The sequence below is a fragment of the Marinobacterium sp. MBR-111 genome, assembly GCF_040547585.1.
In the GTDB taxonomy this organism is placed as follows: Bacteria; Pseudomonadota; Gammaproteobacteria; order Pseudomonadales; family Balneatricaceae; genus Marinobacterium; species Marinobacterium iners.
In genome coordinates this window covers 1-18,065 of record NZ_JBEPQA010000012.1, presented here as the reverse complement: position 1 = coordinate 18,065, position 18,065 = coordinate 1, and the positions used below count along the sequence as shown (strand labels likewise).

14 protein-coding genes and 1 pseudogene are annotated in these 18,065 nt (G+C 55.2%); 12 read left to right on the top strand and 3 right to left on the bottom strand.

The window, feature by feature from the left end; translation table 11 throughout:
• The first annotated feature begins 101 nt into the window (after positions 1 to 101).
• The 7 genes from ABIE61_RS10040 (at position 102) to ABIE61_RS10010 (ending at position 8,517) form a co-directional block, all read left to right on the top strand.
• Positions 102 to 890: a metalloregulator ArsR/SmtB family transcription factor gene (locus ABIE61_RS10040; RefSeq protein ID WP_354409051.1), complete on the top strand. Its 789-nt coding sequence runs from the start codon at positions 102 to 104 to the stop codon at positions 888 to 890.
• Positions 891 to 913: 23 nt separating this feature from the next.
• Positions 914 to 2,239, top strand: a complete 1,326-nt coding sequence (locus ABIE61_RS10035) for a permease (RefSeq protein WP_354409049.1) — start codon at positions 914 to 916, stop codon at positions 2,237 to 2,239.
• Between the two features lie 43 nt (positions 2,240 to 2,282).
• The gene (locus ABIE61_RS10030) at positions 2,283 to 2,513 is read left to right on the top strand and encodes a thioredoxin family protein (RefSeq protein WP_091827150.1); all 231 of its coding nucleotides are present in this window, start codon (positions 2,283 to 2,285) and stop codon (positions 2,511 to 2,513) included.
• 113 nt (positions 2,514 to 2,626) lie between these two features.
• A complete protein-coding gene (locus ABIE61_RS10025; protein ID WP_354409046.1) occupies positions 2,627 to 3,628 on the top strand; it encodes an ArsJ-associated glyceraldehyde-3-phosphate dehydrogenase in 1,002 nt (333 codons plus the stop codon).
• Positions 3,629 to 4,870 (top strand): organoarsenical effux MFS transporter ArsJ, encoded by a 1,242-nt coding sequence (gene arsJ / locus ABIE61_RS10020; RefSeq protein ID WP_354409043.1) that lies wholly within the window; start codon positions 3,629 to 3,631, stop codon positions 4,868 to 4,870. It begins immediately after the preceding gene.
• A gap of 122 nt (positions 4,871 to 4,992) precedes the next feature.
• On the top strand, positions 4,993 to 6,609 hold the full coding sequence (locus tag ABIE61_RS10015; RefSeq protein WP_354409041.1) for a methyl-accepting chemotaxis protein: 1,617 nt from the start codon (positions 4,993 to 4,995) through the stop codon (positions 6,607 to 6,609).
• Positions 6,610 to 6,741: 132 nt separating this feature from the next.
• Positions 6,742 to 8,517, top strand: coding sequence for an SLC13 family permease (locus ABIE61_RS10010; RefSeq protein WP_354409038.1), 1,776 nt, complete (start codon positions 6,742 to 6,744; stop codon positions 8,515 to 8,517).
• A gap of 30 nt (positions 8,518 to 8,547) precedes the next feature.
• On the opposite strand, the gene nhaB is transcribed toward ABIE61_RS10010, so the two are convergent.
• The gene (gene nhaB, locus ABIE61_RS10005) at positions 8,548 to 10,059 is read right to left on the bottom strand and encodes a sodium/proton antiporter NhaB (RefSeq protein ID WP_354409035.1); all 1,512 of its coding nucleotides are present in this window, start codon (positions 10,057 to 10,059) and stop codon (positions 8,548 to 8,550) included.
• 195 nt (positions 10,060 to 10,254) lie between these two features.
• On the opposite strand from nhaB, the gene ABIE61_RS10000 reads away from it, so the two are divergent.
• Positions 10,255 to 10,707, top strand: coding sequence for an NfeD family protein (locus tag ABIE61_RS10000; RefSeq protein ID WP_354409032.1), 453 nt, complete (start codon positions 10,255 to 10,257; stop codon positions 10,705 to 10,707).
• 60 nt (positions 10,708 to 10,767) lie between these two features.
• Positions 10,768 to 11,607 (top strand): SPFH domain-containing protein, encoded by an 840-nt coding sequence (locus tag ABIE61_RS09995; RefSeq protein ID WP_175527668.1) that lies wholly within the window; start codon positions 10,768 to 10,770, stop codon positions 11,605 to 11,607.
• Between the two features lies 1 nt (position 11,608).
• Here the strand turns inward: ABIE61_RS09995 and ABIE61_RS09990 are convergent, their stop codons facing one another.
• Complete coding sequence (locus ABIE61_RS09990) at positions 11,609 to 13,867, bottom strand: sensor domain-containing protein (RefSeq protein ID WP_354409029.1); 2,259 nt, start codon at positions 13,865 to 13,867, stop codon at positions 11,609 to 11,611.
• Positions 13,868 to 14,022: 155 nt separating this feature from the next.
• Here ABIE61_RS09990 and ABIE61_RS09985 point away from each other — a divergent pair, with 155 nt between their 5' ends.
• The 3 genes from ABIE61_RS09985 (at position 14,023) to ABIE61_RS09975 (ending at position 17,576) form a co-directional block, all read left to right on the top strand.
• A complete protein-coding gene (locus tag ABIE61_RS09985) occupies positions 14,023 to 15,012 on the top strand; it encodes an amidoligase family protein (RefSeq protein WP_206840997.1) in 990 nt (329 codons plus the stop codon).
• Complete coding sequence (locus ABIE61_RS09980; RefSeq protein WP_354409026.1) at positions 14,985 to 15,665, top strand: gamma-glutamyl-gamma-aminobutyrate hydrolase family protein; 681 nt, start codon at positions 14,985 to 14,987, stop codon at positions 15,663 to 15,665. Before ABIE61_RS09985 ends, ABIE61_RS09980 begins: the two co-directional genes overlap by 28 nt.
• Before the next feature lie 333 nt (positions 15,666 to 15,998).
• A complete protein-coding gene (locus tag ABIE61_RS09975) occupies positions 15,999 to 17,576 on the top strand; it encodes a DEAD/DEAH box helicase (RefSeq protein WP_354409023.1) in 1,578 nt (525 codons plus the stop codon).
• A 222-nt stretch (positions 17,577 to 17,798) separates the two neighbouring features.
• Here the strand turns inward: ABIE61_RS09975 and ABIE61_RS09970 are convergent.
• Positions 17,799 to 18,065, bottom strand: a pseudogene (locus tag ABIE61_RS09970) (IS1380 family transposase); the annotation flags it as partial.

The window sequence follows — 18,065 nt, the reverse complement described above, 5'->3', positions numbered from 1 at the left end:
TGGTGATGCGGTTACCCGTGACAATCCTCCCTATTGCTATATGAAACTTTACATATATGTTTTTTCATATATTCTGCCTTTTAAATGAAGACGGGGTAGATATGAAAACACGTGTCCTTTTCCTTTGTTCGGCCAACTCCGCCCGCTCACAGATGGCTGAAGTGCTGCTGCGTCATTTCGGCGGTGATCGATTTGACGTATTCAGTGCCGGCACAGAGCCCTCAACGGTCGATCCCCGTACCCTGGAGGCGCTGAAGGGCTTCGGACTGGAGGCTCAGGGGCTTGTCTCAAAGTCGGTTGAGAGCCTTGGAGATCAGAATTTCGATTATGTGATCAGCCTGTGCGACAAGGCGCATCGTGAGTGTCGATACTGGCCCAGCGGTGGTGTGGTGATGGCCTGGGATTTCCCGGATCCCAAGGCGAGCAATGATCCGAAAGCGTTTGAACGTACCCTGCAGGAGATCAGCGAGCGAATCCGTCTGTTCATGCTGGTGAACAGCAAGGACGTGAACTCGCAGGTGAAGGTGTTGCAGCCGCTGGAGTTCTACAAGTCGCTGGCGGATGAAACGCGCCTGCTCAGCCTGCTGTTGATAGAGCAGGAAGGGGAACTGTGTGTGTGTGAGCTGATGACGGCCCTAGACATGCCACAGCCCAAAATTTCACGCCATCTTGGCCAGCTGCGCAAGGCGGGGCTGCTGCTGGACCGTCGCCAGGGACAGTGGGTGTTTTACCGGCTCCATCCCCTGTTGCATGACTGGATGCGGGACGTACTGCGCCAGACACGTGAGCACGGCAATCGCATGCTGAACGAGCCACTGGCGCGTTTGGACGCAATGGGTGATCGCCCAAGCAAGGGCGGCACTGCCTGCGGGATTCAATCCGACGATTAACCTTGAACAGGACGGTAATGGTCATGTACGGACAGCTGCTCAGACTCTATGAGAGTAACCGACGCGAGGGCAACCTGCTGTTTCTCATGCTGGCGGCCTTTATCGCCATCTATTTTGTACCGGCGGGTACGGCGCGCTTTGACAACGCCGTACTTGAAGCGGTGCGCCTGACCAACTGGTATGCGCGTGAACATGTCATCCTCTGTTTACTGCCCGCGTTTCTGATCGCCGGCGCCATGGCGGTCTATATCAGCCAGGGTGCCGTGATGCGTTACCTTGGGCCTGATGCATCCAAGCCGGTCGCGTTCAGCGTGGCCTCCGTTTCGGGCACCTTGCTGGCGGTGTGCTCCTGTACGGTACTGCCGCTGTTCGGCGGCATCTACAAGCGGGGCGCGGGTCTTGGGGCCGCGATCGCCTTTCTCTATTCCGGCCCGGCGATCAATGTGATGGCGGTGGTGGTGACGGCCAAGGTACTCGGTGCCGAGATCGGTATCGCCCGTGCTGTGGGTGCCATTCTGTTTGCGCTGGTGATCGGCACCATCATGCATCTGATTTACCGCAAGGAGGAAGCAGAGCGCTCAGTGAAGAGCAGCCGAGGTTTTGAGGGTGAGTCGGGCGATCGCCCTATGAGGGTTATTGTCGGCTTCTTTGCCCTGATGGTCGGTATTCTGGTCTTTGCCAACTGGGCGGTGGCCGACAGTGAGGCCTGGATGGCGGTGTATGAATGGAAGTGGCCGATTACCGCTGTGCTGGCATCACTGCTGGCTGCGCTGCTGGTCTGGCGTTGGCACTGGCCCGCTTATCAGCTGCTGCTGTTGGGTGGCGTGGTAGTGGCGGTGGCCTGGCTGGTGCCGGTTGCTCCCGAGCTGCCGTTTGCCATCGGTATCGCCGGCTTGATGATCATCTCAAGCCTGCGTGAGCAGGATCGGGAGTGGGCCGTACAAAGCTGGGATTTTGCCAAACAGATTTTGCCCCTGCTGCTGGCCGGGGTGTTTGTCGCCGGCTTTGCGCTGGGGCGCCCGGGCAGTGAAGGCATCATCCCGTCACAATGGGTGGCGGCCGCCGTGGGTGACAACAGCCTGCTGTCGACCATTCTCGCCTCTTTCCTCGGTGCACTGATGTACTTCTCGACACTGACTGAAGTGCCGATCGTAGAGGCACTGATGGGGGCCGGAATGGGCAAGGGGCCCGCGCTGGCCTTGCTGCTGGCGGGCCCTGCACTGTCACTGCCCAACATGCTGGTGATCCGCACCATTCTGGGCACCGAGAAGACACTGGTCTACTGTGCACTGGTCGTCGTGATGGCCACCATCACCGGTTATGTATACGGCAATATCTGGCATGCCTGAGCAGGCCAGTCTGATTCGAAACGCTGAGTATGAGGAAAACAGGATGAAATTCACCATTTACGGCAGTGGCTGTGCCAAATGCAAACAGTTGACCGAGAATGCCGAGCAGGCGGCGAACGCCAAGGGCATTGCCTGCGAGATCGAGAAGGTCACCGACACCAATGCCATCATTGATGCGGGGGTCATGCGTACCCCGGCATTGGCTATTGACGATGAAATTCTGGTCGAAGGCAAGGTGGCCAGCGCGGACGAGATTCAGAAACTGTTGGGATAAGCAAAAACGAAATGGGCGTTTTTGAACGCTACATGACCCTTTGGGTCGGCCTTTGCCTTCTCGCCGGTAGTGCTGGGCAACCTTAAACCGATTTTCAGTGAAGGAGTTACACCATGACCATGAAGGTGGGGATCAATGGCTTTGGGCGTATGGGGCGACTGACCATGCGGGTACTGTTTGATCAACGCGATGTAGAGATCGTGCAGATCAACGATCCGGCCGGTGATGCCGCCACATTGGCACACCTGATGAACTTCGATTCTGTGCACGGTCGCTGGCAGCATGAGGCGCTGGCCGAAGGCGAAAGTATGTTGATCGGCTCTCAGCGTATCGCGATCAGCCGCAACAAGAGCATCGAAGAGACCGATTGGTCCGGCTGCGATCTGGTAATCGAAGCCTCTGGCAAGATGAAGAAGAAAGAGGTGCTGCAGGCCTATCTGGATCAGGGCGTGAAGCGGGTGGTGGTCACCGCGCCGGTGAAGCAGGAAGGCGTGCTGGATCTGGTGATGGGGGTGAACGATCATCTGTTTGATCCGGCGCAGCACCGCATCGTCACGGCCGCGTCCTGCACCACCAACTGTCTGGCACCGGTGGTGAAGGTGATTCATGAGCAGCTGGGCATCAAGCACGGTTCCATGACCACCATCCATGACATCACCAATACCCAGACCATTCTCGACGCGCCGCACAAGGATCTGCGCCGTGCTCGTGCCTGCGGCATGAGCCTGATCCCGACCACCACCGGCTCCGCCACCGCGATCACCCATATCTTCCCGGAACTGAAGGGCAAACTGAACGGTCACGCCATTCGTGTGCCGCTGGCCAACGCCTCCATCACCGACTGCGTGTTTGAAGTCGCCCGCGAGACAACGGTGGAAGAGGTCAACGAGATGTTGAAAGCCGCTGCCGAAGGCGAGCTGAAAGGCATTCTGGGTTATGAAGAACGCCCGCTGGTATCGATCGATTACAAGACCGATCCACGCTCGGGCATCATCGATGCGCTTTCGACCATGGTGGTGAACGGCACTCAGGTGAAGCTCTATGTCTGGTACGACAACGAGTGGGGCTACGCCAACCGCACCGCCGAACTGGCGCTGAAGGTAGGACGCGCGTAAATGCTGAGCCGGCTTTCCCCTGCCATCCGCCAGTATCTGGTGGTCACCGGCAACTACTGGGCCTTTACCCTGACCGACGGTGCCCTACGCATGCTGGTGGTGCTGCACTTTCATGGCCTGGGCTATTCGCCGCTGGAGATCGCGCTGTTGTTTCTGTTCTATGAAATATTCGGCGTGATCACCAATCTGGTGGGGGGCTGGCTGGGGGCCCACCTGGGCCTCAACCGCACCATGAACATCGGTCTGGCACTGCAGGTGATTGCCCTGACGATGCTGCTGGTGCCGGCCGCCTGGCTCACCGTACCCTGGGTGATGGCGGCGCAGGCGCTGTCCGGCATCGCCAAGGACCTGAACAAGATGAGCGCCAAAAGCTCGATCAAGCTGCTGGTGCCGGCGGATGCGCAGGGCACGCTCTACAAATGGGTGGCGCTGCTGACCGGCTCGAAGAATGCGCTCAAGGGGGTGGGCTTTTTCCTCGGTGGCGCGCTGCTGATGTGGCTGGGCTTTGCCGGGGCCGTGGCGGCGATGGCAGTGGCACTGACGCTGGTGTGGTTGCTGAGTCTGGTATTGCTGAAGCAGGATCTGGGCAAGGCGAAAAACAAGCCGAAGTTTCGCGACATCTTCTCCAAAAGCCGTGCCATCAACATACTGTCGGCGGCGCGGATGTTCCTGTTTGGCGCCCGCGATGTCTGGTTTGTGGTCGCCCTGCCGGTGTTTCTGTCGCAGACACTGGGCTGGAATCACAGCCAGACCGGCGGTTTTCTGGCGCTCTGGGTGATCGGCTACGGCATGGTACAGGCGCTTGCTCCCCGGCTGACCGGCAAGGCGGCCGGGAAGGTGCCTGACGGCGCTGCGGCGGTTGTCTGGGTCGCACTGCTGGCGCTTTTGCCGGCCCTGATAGCGTTGGGACTCCTGTACGAACTGAATCCTGATGCCGTGCTGATCGGCGGCCTGTTGCTGTTCGGTGCAGTCTTTGCCGTCAATTCGTCGCTGCACAGTTATCTGATTGTGAGTTACGCAGGCAGTGACGGCGTATCGCTGGACGTGGGTTTTTACTACATGGCTAATGCCATGGGGCGTCTGATCGGTACGCTGCTGTCCGGCTGGGTATTCCAGTTGGCAGGTATGGGTAGCAGCGGTTTGCAGGCTTGCCTCTGGATTTCGACCGCCATGCTGGTCACGACGCTATTGATCTCCCTTGGTTTGCCACGGTTAAAAGGGCCTGACCTCGCACGCCGTTGAGCGTTATCAAGTACTGATTGAGCGCTGCAGCCGGTGAGTTAATAGACCCGTCGGTGGTGCTGTCATCAAACAGTCATCCCTCAGACATATCCTGCCGAGCGTAGTATGCATTTGGAGTCATTATGCTTGGCACAGTCCGTTTTCGTATTCTGTTTTTTGCCTTCCTCTGCGTGCTTGCGCTGGCCGGTCTGGCTACGCTGGCCTGGAGTATCATTATCAAGGCTGAAGAAGCCTCCAATAACCTGATCCACACCAGCTTGGAGGAAACCTGGCTGCTGGTGGATCTTGAGCAGGATCACCGCAAACTGCAGGACCTGTCCTATAAAACCAAGGCCCAGCTGTTGCTGTGGGATGAAATTGAACCGACTCATGCTGATTTGAAGCAGGCGCTGCCCAGTCATTGGCAGCGAATTGAAAACAATGCGGGCCTGAGCGCTTGGGCCGAAGCGCATCAGGCGGAGTTTGACCGTGTGATGGCGTATCTGGATGCCATGGACAAGGGCATCAATGAAAAAAGTTACTACCGTGTCGGACAGGTGGTGGACTTTGATCTGGTACCGGCACTGGAGCCCATGCTTAAGGTGATTGCTGAGCGCCAGCAAACCAGTCGCGATGGGCTGTCCCTGGCCGCACAGGAGCTGCTGACGTTTCTTGCAAGTCAGCAGAATTATCTGTTTGGTGGCTCAATTCTGTTTCTGGTGATTGTTGTCAGCATGACGCTCTGGCTGCGTCATACCGTCATTCTGCGTCTGCAGCGCATGGAGCGGGACCTGAGCGCCATGGATCGCAACAGTGACTTGAGCGGTGTGCCAATGGTCGAAGGCAATGATGAAGTGGCCGGCGTGAATCGGGCGTTAAGTGGTTTGGTACAACGCTTTGAGCAGTTTGTTGGTGACGTCCGAACGGCTGCCAGCGGTTTGACCGAACGCTCTGCTCAGCTGGATCGGGAGGCGGAAACCCTTCACAGCACGTCAACGCAAACGCGTCGATTGATTGATGATGTAAACCAGTCCATGAACAACATCGCGAATCAGTCCACTGCCATCGAAGCGGCCAGCGAGCAGTCCGCCAATACAGTCCGTGAAGCACTGGCAGCCAATGCGGAAGCACAGCAGGGCATCCTCAGCAGCGAGCAGGCAGCAGATCACGCGGTCAGTATTATCAACCGGGTCAGCGAGTCGATTACGACCCTGACCGAATCCAGTGGCCGAATCAGCCAAGTGATCAGCATCATTGCAGATGTTGCCGAGCAGACCAACCTACTGGCCTTGAACGCTGCCATTGAGGCCGCTCGTGCCGGCGAGCACGGGCGCGGCTTTGCGGTGGTTGCGGATGAGGTCAGAGTGCTGTCGCAGCGCACCTCGGATTCCACCCGTGACATACGTCAGTGGGTTGAAGAGCTGGTGGCCGGTGTAAAAGAGGTCGAGCAACAACTGGGTGGCATGCGTGATGCCGGTAGTCAAAACCGATCCCATATTACGGCTCTGCGCGCGTTCCTGGAACGGCTGCAGGAGCAGTTTGTTGAACTGGAGAGTCACAGCTCCGGTATCAGCGATGCAATCGCGACTCAGCGTGATGAAACCGGCCGTGTAGGTCGCCGGGCACAGGCGCTGGAAGAGAGTGCCGATTCACTGGTGGCAAGCGTTGGCAGCGCACGGGAAGTCAGTAATGCCCTGCGTCAGGAATCGGACTCCATGCGTGGCCTGATCGCTCGTTTCAAGACGTCGGTAGATGCTTGAGATGCGTTACAGGCCGCGCGGGAAGTTGATAATTTATATTCTTTAAACGAATAAATTTGTTATTTATTATTCTTTTATAGAATCAAAATAACCCTGTATCTTGGTGGTTTTTAACGGATACGGGTTATCGCTGTGGAGTGGCAGGGCTGGTTTGCACTGAGTTTGATGGTTACGGCACTGGCCGTACTGATACTGACGCGCATAGGACCGCACATCGTGATGATGGCGGTGCTGGCACTGCTCAGTATCAGTGGCGTGCTGAGCCCCAGTGAGGCCCTGTCCGGCTTTTCCAACTCTGGCTTGATAACCGTTGCCTGCATGTTTGTAGTAGCGGCCGGAATTCACTCTTCCGGCGGTGTCGACATGCTGGTCAACCGTGTACTGGGCAAACCGAAAGGGGTGCGTGGTGCATTGGCCCGCATCTTTGCGCCGGTGGTGCTGCTCAGCGGCTTTCTCAACAACACCCCCGTAGTAGCGACCATGATTCCGGCGATCCATGCCTGGTCGCGCAAGATCAATATTCCCGCATCCAAACTGATGATTCCGCTCAGCTACAGTGCCATTCTGGGCGGTACGCTGACGCTGATCGGAACCAGCACCAACCTGGTCGTGAACGGTCAGTACCAGGAGCTGACCGGTGAAGCCGGCCTGTCGCTGTTCTCGATTACCGCCGTTGCGCTGCCGGTGGTACTGGTTGGCCTGGCATTTATCTGGCTGGTGTTTCCGCGTCTGCTGCCGGATCGCAGTGAAAAACGCGCTTTTGCCAATCTGCGTGAGTTCACCCTTGAGGTGGCCGTGGCGCCCGGTGGGCCGCTGGTGGGCCAAAGCGTGGAGCAGGCGGGGTTGCGCAGTCTGGATAGGGTCTATCTGGTCGAAATTGAGCGCAACGGCAATATCGTGACCGCAGTGCCGTCCGAAGAAAAGCTGCGCGACGGTGACAGACTGGTGTTTGCTGGCGATACCGAGGCCATTTCAGACCTGCTGCGCATCAATGGAATCATCCCCTCGCCGGAAAACGGCCACTCCGATACGCTCAACCTGGACCGTGCCGAACGCAGTCTGGTTGAAGCGGTGGTGTCACCTCACTGTGACGCCGTCGGCCACGCAATCCGTGATGCCCGTTTTCGGGATCGCTACGGTGCTGTTGTGTTGGCAGTAGCACGCAATGGGGAACGAGTACAGGGCAATCTGGGCAATATCGTTCTGGAAGCTGGGGATACTCTTCTGCTTGAAGCACGTCCGGCCTTTGTGAGTCGCCAGCGCTACAACAAGGACTTCCTGTTGATTAACGACCTGGACAAGTCCCAGCCGCGGCATGAGCGTGCCTGGCTGGCCTGGGGTATTCTGGCCGCGATTGTGCTTGCCGCCGGTACAGGTGCGACCAGTATGCTCAATGCGGCACTGGTGGGCGCCGGCTTAATGGTAGTGACCGGTTGCTGTAGTGTGTCTCAGGCAGAAAAGAGCCTCGATCTGACCGTGATTTTGACCATCGCAGCGTCCTTTGCACTGGGGGCTGCGCTGCAGAAAACCGGTGTGTCAGGCTGGATCGCCCATGCGATTGTCGACCTGAGTGCAGGCACGCCTTGGCTATTGTTGTTGCTGACTTATCTGGCCGTATCCATCCTGACCGAAATCATCACCAATAATGCTGCCGCCGTTCTGATGTTACCGATCGTACTGGAGGTGACTGAACGTGCCGGTCTGCAGCATGAGCCGTTCATTTTTGCCATCATGATTGCCGCTTCAGCCAGTTTTGCGACCCCGCTTGGGTATCAGACCAACCTCATGGTGTATGGTCCCGGTGGCTATCGCTTCAGTGATTTTCTCAAAGTTGGAGTGCCCATGAACCTACTGATCGGTGCGGTTACGCTGACCACATTGCTGCTGGGCTGGCCGCTGGTGCGTTGATGCGCTCGCCTCAGGGTGAGCGCAAAGCCTTCAAGCCTTGATGAACAGCATCACCGACAGCAGTCCTACCCCGCCCAACACCACAGTGTAAGGCAGAGCCATGATCACCATGCGACCATATGATAACCGTACCAGTGGTGCGATGGCCGAGGTCAACAGGAACAGGAAGGCGGCCTGGCCGTTGGGCGTGGCAACGCTGGGCAGGTTGGTGCCGGTATTGATAGCCACTGCCAGACGATCAAAATGCTCGCGGCTGATAGCGCCGTTATCCAGTGCCTGCTTGATTTCGCTGATATAAACCGTGGCGACGAACACGTTGTCGGAGATCATCGACAATACGCCGTTGGCGAGGAAGAACATGCCGGGCTGTTGCTCTGGCGGCAGTGCCAGTACTGCCGCGATAATTGGACTGAACAGGTGCTGCTCGTGAATGACTGCCACAATGGCGAAGAAGACCACCAGCAGTGATGTGAAGGGCAGTGCTTCCTGAAAGGCCTTGCCGATCTGATGCTCGTCGGTTACGCCGTTAAAAGAGGTGATCAGGATGATCACCAGCAGGCCGATAAGGCCTACTTCCGCCAAGTGCAGGGCCAGTCCGACGACCAGTATGGCGGCAGCAACTGCCTGAACGATCAGTGCGGCTTTTTGGCTCTGGGTACGCTTGGCGCGCTCGGCATCGGCAAACTCCTTCAGCACCTGCAGAACGGGACGAGGCAACTTGACGCCGTAGCCGAACAGCTTAAATTTCTCCAGCAGCACGCAAGTGATCAGCCCGGCCGCCAGTACCGGCATGGCGATGGGGGCCATCTTGATAAAGAAGTCGGCAAAATCCCAGCCGGCTGTTTTGGCAATCAGCAGGTTCTGTGGCTCGCCGACCAGCGTACATACGCCCCCCAGGGCGGTACCAATGGCACTGTGCATCAGCAGGCTGCGCAGAAAGGCGCGAAAGCCTTCCAGATCATCCCTATGCAGGTCAACCACTTCCTGGTCGCTGCCGTGGTCGTGTGTATTGTGCTGATGTCCCTTGCCGGAAGCTACCTTGTGGTAAACGGAGTAGAAGCCCACCGCTACGCTGATGATGACGGCCGTGACGGTGAGTGCGTCAAGAAATGCGGAGAGCAGGGCGGCGGTCATGCTGAACATTAGCGCCAACAGGTACTTGGAGCGCACATGCAGCAGAATATTGGTAAAGGTCACCAGCAGCAGGCTCTTCATGAAATAGATCCCGGCCACCATGAACATCAGCAGTAGAATGACCGGCAGATTGGTCTGAATCTCGGCATAGAGGGTTTCAGGCGAGGTCATGCCCAACAGCAGGGCCTCGGTGGCGAGCAATCCGCCAGGCAACAGCGGGTAGCACTTGAGTGCCATGGCCAGGGTGAAAATAAACTCGGCGATCAGAAGCCAGCCGGTCGCCTGAGGGCCAAACAGCCAGAGACAAACCGGATTAATGATCAGGAAGAGTACAATTGTCTGCTTGTACCAGGCAGGGGCATTGCCCAGAAAATTGTGCGCCAGCGCACCGGGTGTGCTCGTCGACATGGCAGGTTTCTCTCTCAGCCCTAAGGGCTGTCATGCAGTTTGAGTTGTTTTTATCGCGGCGAATTATACGCCGGGTTTAATAATATTGCTGCACCTGCGTAATATCGGAGCATCCTCAATTAGTGCTAATCATATCGACCTGCTATGGCAGGCGTTGCATAATCCCTTCTACCTCTTTCCATACAAGGACGCATCATGGAGTTTCAGATCGAATACTGGCACTGGGTCGTGTTTGGCATGCTGCTGATATTGGCCGAGCTGGTGGTGCCCAGCTTTACCATTTTCTGGTTTGGGCTCGGTGCTTTGCTGATGGCGCTGCTGGTCTGGTTGCTGCCCGAGCTTACACTGAACCTGCAGTTGGTACTGTGGGCAATCGGATCGGGTCTGTTTGCGCTGGCCTGGTTTCGACTATTGCGACCCATGATGCGAGACCGAACCAAAGCCGGTATTTCACGCGAGGCGGTACTGGGTGAAACCGGGCAGGTGATAGAAGCCCCGCAAGTCGAGCGGCGAGGGCGAGTCAGATTTACCACGCCGGTACTGGGTGATGATGAATGGGAGTTCATCTGTGAGCAGCCGGTCGAAGTGGGTGATCGAGTGGTGATAACGGAAATTTCCGGCAACACTCTGATTGTCAGAAAACGCTGATACAACCAAACCTTCAAGTGATTGCATGAGGATAAACGAATGCTGATCGATGGATTGACAATGGCTGGAGTATTTCTGGCTTTGGTAGTAGTCACCCTGTTTCTGGGTGTCAAAATTGTGCCTCAGGGCAGTAAGCATGTGGTGCAGCGGCTGGGCAAGTACCACAAGACGCTGGGACCAGGGCTGAACATCATTTTCCCCTATATTGATACCGTGGCCTACAAGGTGACGACCAAGGATATCGTGCTGGATATTCCTTCACAGGATGTGATCACGCTCGATAATGCGGTGATCATCGCCAATGCTGTGGCCTACATTAATATTGTGTCGCCGGAAAAGGCGGTCTACGGTGTCGAAGACTACCGCTTTGCGATCCAGAATCTGGTGCAGACGTCGCTGCGCTCTATTGTAGGCGAGATGAATCTGGACGAGGCTCTGTCCAATCGTGACAGTATCAAGGCCAAGCTCAAGGGCGCGATCTCCGACGATATCGCAGATTGGGGCATTACCCTGAAAACGGTCGAAATTCAGGATATCAATCCGTCCCAGACTATGCAGACAGCGATGGAAGAGCAGGCGGCAGCCGAACGTCAGCGCCGTGCCACTGTAACTCGGGCTGGTGGTGAAAAGGCTGCCGCCATACTGGAAGCGGAAGGACGACTGGAAGCATCGCGTCGTGATGCCGAGGCCAAGGTGGTATTGGCGGAAGCCAGTCAGGCTGCCATCGAAAAAGTGACCTCAGCGATTCAGGGCAACGAATTGCCGGTGATGTTCCTGCTGGGTGAAAAGTATGTGGATGCGATTAAGGAGATGTCAGCGGGTGAGAATGCCAAGATCGTACTGTTGCCCGGCGATATCCCGGCGGCTGTCCGAGGCATTATGGGTGGCATGAGCAAGTAGCTCAGATCTGGTAGTTCCACCGCTCCGGCTGCTCGGTATTGTCAAACAGATCAGGAATCTGTTCTGCCGGTACCGGGCGACTGAAAAAGTAGCCCTGATACTGATGGCAGCCAAACTCGGCCAGCATGGCCAGCTGATCGGCATCTTCAACCCCCTCGGCAATGACTGTCAGGTTGAGGTTGTCTGCCATGGAGATGATGGTGCGACAGATGGTGGCATCATCAGGATCAACACAGATTTCACGCACGAAGGACTGATCGATCTTGAGCTTGTTAAGCGGGAAACGCTTGAGGTAGCTCAGGCTTGAGTAGCCGGTGCCGAAATCGTCTACGCTCAGGTGAACCCCCATTTTATCCAGTTGTTCCAGCAGCTGGATGGTTTGGTCCACATGTTTCATGATGATACTTTCGGTCAGCTCCAGCTCAAGTTGGCTGGGGTCAAGCCGGTAGCGCTTGAGGCAGCGTGCTACCTTGTCACAAAAATTGGCATCGTCCAGCTGAGGTGCCGACAAATTGACCGACACCCGAAGGTCAAGCCCTTGCTGTTGCCACTGCTGCAGCTGGGCACAGGCGCGTTCCAGTACCCAACTGCCGATCTCTGTGATCAGTCCGTTCTCTTCAGCCAGCGGAATGAAATTCGCGGGTGATACCATTCCGTGGCCTGGCCGTTGCCAGCGAATCAATGCCTCAACGCCGATAATGCGACCGCTCTGAATTTCGATTTGAGGCTGATAGTGCAGCTCAAACTCCTCGTGGCGCAGGGCCTGGAACAACGCATTTTCCAGCTCAACGCGTTCACTCTGCTCATTATCGAGTCGGTGATTGTAAAAGTGGTACCGGTTGCGGCCGTTCGCCTTGGCACGATACATGGCGGCATCGGCATGCTGAATCAGTGCCTGAGGCGTATGGCCGTCTTCCGGGTAAACCGCCACACCGATGCTGGAAGATATTCTGAACTCCTGTACCCCCACGCGGAAAACCGGAACCAGTGCAGCCTGGAGACGCATGATCAGCTGTTCAATGCGGCTGCGCGGTTTGATGTCATTGAGCATGATGACAAACTCATCACCACCGATGCGTGACAGGGTACCCTGCTGCCCCACTGCCTGCCGCAGTCGCTCGGCCAGGCTGCGCAAGAGCATATCGCCTTCGTGATGACCGAGGGAGTCGTTGATGTGCTTGAAGCGATCCAGATCCACGAATAGAACCGCCAGCGCATCTTGACGGGTCTCGGCCTGTGCGATTTGCTCTTGCAGTCGGCTTTCGAACAGGCCTCGGTTTGGCAGGCCTGTGAGGCTATCGTGCTGAGCAAGATGGCGGATGCGCTCTTCTGCAATCTTGCGCTCCTCTATCTCACGGTGCAGGCTGGAGACCACCTGTTCCAGCTCACGTGTGCGTTCCTCAACTCGCTGCTCCAGCTGCTGGCGAGCGGTGACCAGAGCCGCCTCGGTCGCTTTGCGGTCGGAAATATCCATGATGATCCAGATGCCGCCCTTGCTCAGGTCGTTCGGGTCTACCGCCTTGCTGCGAACGTCACACCAGAACCGGGTACCATCCTTGCGGATCAATTCCATCTCTGCTTCAAAGGCGCGGCCTGAAGACAGCACTGCATTGTAACGCTCTCCCGCCGCTTGCCAGATCGACTTGTCGGCATACCAGAGCTGGGAACTGACGCCGATCAGTTCGTCAGTTTCATAGCCCAGAAGCTCGGCAAAACGCCGGTTACAGCTGGCGACATGACGGTTGTGCAGGAAGACGATGCCCACCATGGCATGGTCCAAAATCAATTGCTGTTGACGCGTAATCTGTTCCAGTGAATCTGCCGCATGACGCTGCTGATCGATATCGTCAACGATCCAGATGGAGCCCTGTTCGGGACTGGAAGGGTCGATCATTTTGCCGGTAACGCGGCACCAGAACGGTTTGCCGCTGGCGCGGCGCATCTGCAGTTCGGTACTGAAACGCTCGCCTCGGGCAAGAGAGGGATAGGCTTCAACGCCGAGCTTGCGAAAACTGAGGTTATCTGGATACAGCTGTTCGCTGCTGGTGCCAACCAGTTGGTCGGCGCTGTCGTAGCCGTAAATTTCGGCAAAGCGCTGATTGCAGCGCTGAATCTGGCGCTGCAGGATAAAACAGATGCCAACACTGGCGTTGTCCAGTACGACACGCTGTTCGTTCAGAATCCTCATCAACTCCTGCTGGCTTGGCAGAGTGAGGTTGTTGCGGCTGTCGTGTGTAGGCTTGTTGTTATCGTTTGTCATTACCGTTTCAAACCGGTCCTGAATTACCTGTTAGTGCAAGACTAGCACGAAGCTGGCAGATACTGCATAGCACTAAAGCCGATTACAGAGTCTTTGCATGGAGCAATACTTGCGTTAGGGTGAAATGAACACTGCCTGACAACTGGAGGTAGCCCATGCCAACGGCGTTTCGCATGCCAGCGGTGATTAACAGGGATGACGGCCAGATGCGCCGAATCGGGTTTGAGCTTGAGTTTACCGGGCTCAATGTGGATGAAGCGCTGGTGGCGATGCAGCAGGTGCTGAAGGCCGAGGTGGAACAGGTCTCGGCTGCCGAACGCAAGCTGAAAACTGATTCGGGCAGCTATAACCTGGAGTTGGATTGGGCTCTGCTCAAGCGCACGGCCGCCGAGGCGCAGCAGGCCACTGATTCGGATCAGCCCGAACCCGAATGGGTCGGAATGGTCAGTCAGGCGGCTGCATTGCTGGTTCCGGTCGAGGTTGTTTGCCCACCCTTGCCGCTGGATAAACTGGACGAGCTGGATGCACTGGTTGATATGCTGCGCCGCTCCGGAGCGAAGGGGACCAGTGACTCGCTTGTGGCGGCTTTGGGTGTGCATATCAATGCGGAACTGCCCGCGTTGGATGCCGAAACCATCATGGCCTATGTTGTGGCTTATAGCCTGCTGCAGTGGTGGCTGGTTGAGTCTCATGCGGTCAATATTGCCCGCAAGATCTCCCCCTATGTTGACCTGTACCCTGAAGCTTTCATTCGTGAGCTGTTGGAGGCTCCAGATACTGACCTTGACTGGCTGTTCGAGCATTACCTTACGCATAACGCCACCCGCAATCGGGCGCTTGACCTGCTGCCCCTGCTGTCGCATCTCGACGCTGATCGAGTGCAGGCGAAAGTGCCGGATGATCGCATCAAGTCTCGGCCAGCATTTCACTATCGCCTGCCCAACTGTGAGATTGAAAACCCGGCCTGGTCGTTGGCAAACGAATGGAACAAGTGGTGGGTGGTTGAGCAGTTGGCGGCGGACGCTGAAGCGAGAGCCGAGCTGAGTCAGGCCTGGTTGCAGGCTTACAGGCCTCTGCTGGGAGTCAATCGAAAACAGTGGGTTCTACAGGTGGATGGATGGCTGCAGCAACGTGGGTGGCAGTAACCGGTAACAGTCGGCGCTGGTCGCCCTCTTGGTGGTGCACCCGATTGGCGCTGCGTCTGGCAGGCGCGGAGGCGGTGCGGGTCAGTGTACGCCATGAGGTACCCGAAACTGCTGTCGATGCCCTGATCATCGGGGGCGGTGATGACATCAGCCCCGAGCATTATGGTGGTGAGCTGAGTGAGCCGGTGCGACTCGATCCGGAGCGGGATGAGCTGGAGATGCGCTGGATTCATCATGCGCTGGATACCGGTTTGCCGATGTTGGGCATCTGCCGTGGCTCTCAGCTGATCAACGTGGTGCTGGGGGGGCTGTTGTATCAGGACATTCGTCACCTGCGCCGTTTGACCTATAACCGTCCCGGGCTGTTGCCCACCAAGCAAGTACGGCTGGAACAGGGCTCGGCACTGGCGCGTATCTGCGAGCGCGAAAAGCTGCGTGTGAATAGTCTGCATCATCAGGCGGTACGCGTACCCGGAGATGGGCTCAGGGTGGTAGGGCGCGATCTGGATGAGTTGACACAGGCGGTAGAGTCAACGTCAGGACAGCCGATTATCGGCGTGCAGTGGCACCCGGAGTATCTGTTTTACCTGCCGTCACAACTGCGCCTGTTTCGTTGGCTGGTTGAGATGGCACAGGTGGAAAAACAAAATTGACGGCGAAAACAAAAAAGCCCCACCGGTTGGGGCAGGGCTCTTTCGTTTGAATCAGATGGTGGTGGGAGCTGGACTCACCACCACTTCTTTATCCTAGCTATCTTGCCCTCGTAATCATCGTTTTCACGTAGGTGCGGGTTTGTGATGCCTCGATTGTACTTACGTATGTACCTTGCAAAACTAGAGCCTTCGCGAATTCACTAGTCCCTTAGCCCGTTTGTTTGCGCGCCTTTTGGAAGTTACAATCAACCCACTAGTAGCTTGGGATCTCGCAGCTATGCTTGGACGCCTAGTGGTTACTTCGATGCTTCAACTTATAGTGGAAATAGGAAAATGATTGACTTTGTTTTTGGTAAGAAAACAAATCCGCAAGCTGTAAATGGTCTTGTCGATCAACTAAAGGAACTAGACCTAGATGGTACCCTTTATATTGGCTACCCCATATTCGATGTTGATGATGATTCTCTTCTAACCGATGCTCTATTAGTTACTCAGGAGCATGGTGTTGTAATTTTTGATTTGACTACGTCCTCTATAGATGATGAAGATCGAGTTGTAGAATATCAGGATGATTTATATCGCGGATTAAGCAGGAAATTTTTATCTGAAAGACAGCTTGTTAAACGTAGAGACCTTACATTTGATATTAACGTTGTATCAATACGCCAAGAACACGATTTTGATGATGTTGAAATAATAACTTTAGACGAGGTTCCAGCGTATGTCACGGATGGAGACGGGTTAAGTGATCGTGAATTTAAACTAATAAATGGTAATATTCAAAAAACAAGTGTTCTGAAACCAGCCCGTAAGCGAGTCAAAGTTGAAAATGAAGACTCGCTAGGTGCTGCGATAAAAAATATAGAAAAAGAAATTGCGAACCTTGATAGATGGCAAAAGAAAGCAGCTATTGAGTCACCTGAAAAGCCCCAGCGTATCCGAGGGCTAGCGGGATGTGGTAAGACAATCATTCTATCAATGAAAGCGGCTTATCTTCATGCTATAGATCCTACCTTGAATATAGTGGTCACTTTCCAATCAAGGGCTCTTTATCAGCAGCTTGAAAAACTTGTGTCTCGATTCTACTTCGAGCACCTTAAGGAAGATATAGACCCAGAGTATCTTCAAATAATGCACGCTTGGGGAAGTACGAGCTCAGTTGGGCTTTATGCTCAAATTTGCTTGGAAATAGGTATATTCCCCCTGAGCTGGGGTGATGCTAAACGCAAGTATGGTATAGATAACGCTTTTGAGGGAGCATGCGCTGAGGCTTTGAAAGCGATAGAAAATATAGAAGTAAAACCAATATATGATTATATATTGATAGACGAAGCGCAGGATTTTCCAGTTTCATTCTTTCAGCTAATTTATCGCTTCGTTAAAAATCCAAAGCATATTGTATGGGCTTATGATGAGCTACAGAATCTCGGCGAATATAGTATGCTGCCGCCAGAGAATCTTTTTGGAGTAGACAGTAACGGAACTCCAAACGTTACTTTGGTTAATGAGCAGGGTAAGCCACAACAGGATATAATGCTCCCTGTATGTTATCGAAATCCTCCTTGGACATTAACTCTTGCGCTTTCCCTTGGGCTTGGTATTTACCGGAAAGAAGGGCTTGTTAGAATGTTCCCAAATCCCGACTTTTGGGATCATATTGGATATGAGGTTGTAGGAGGTACACTGGATTTTGATACGAAGGTATCCTTACAGCGTAGCCGTGAACGTACACCAGAATATTTTTACGACTTAATCGAACCAGAAAATGCGATTAAATATGAGCGTTTTGACGATCAAGCCAGCCAAGCGGAATGGGTTGCTAATCAAATATATCAAAATATTAGTTCAGACGAACTAGAAATTGGTGACATCTTAATCGTTTTTCCCGATGCATATACCCTGAATCAGTGAATTCATCTGCTATTGCCGTGCCACCGCATTGAATATAACCACATTCTTTAACACCGCTCGATCTTATCCGGATTCTGCCGCCGCATCTGCGCTACTGCAGCATCATTCACCGTCTTCTCCGACGTTTTTTTGCTCTGAATGCTATCGGGAACCACAAAACATCCTGCCATGCATGGCGCTTTGTGGCTTGGCGGTTGAACGAGGTGAGTTAAGCCGAGTGGATCAGACCGACTCGTAGATGCAACCGAACGCCCTGAACCCGGGGCAATGTTGGCCAAAACGCAGGTAAAGACGGCGGCCGCTGCTGACCAGGCGGCAGGCCATATACATCAGCTCCTGCATGACGGTTTTTAGCCGCCGACGTTTGGCCGGATGACGCACCGGCGCATCCGGTCCCAGCAGTGCGTGCTGTCCCATCCAGCGCAATATGTTGTAGCCCAGTACGGCAAACGCCATGACCAGGTCGTTGGTATCGAACTTCCCTGACGG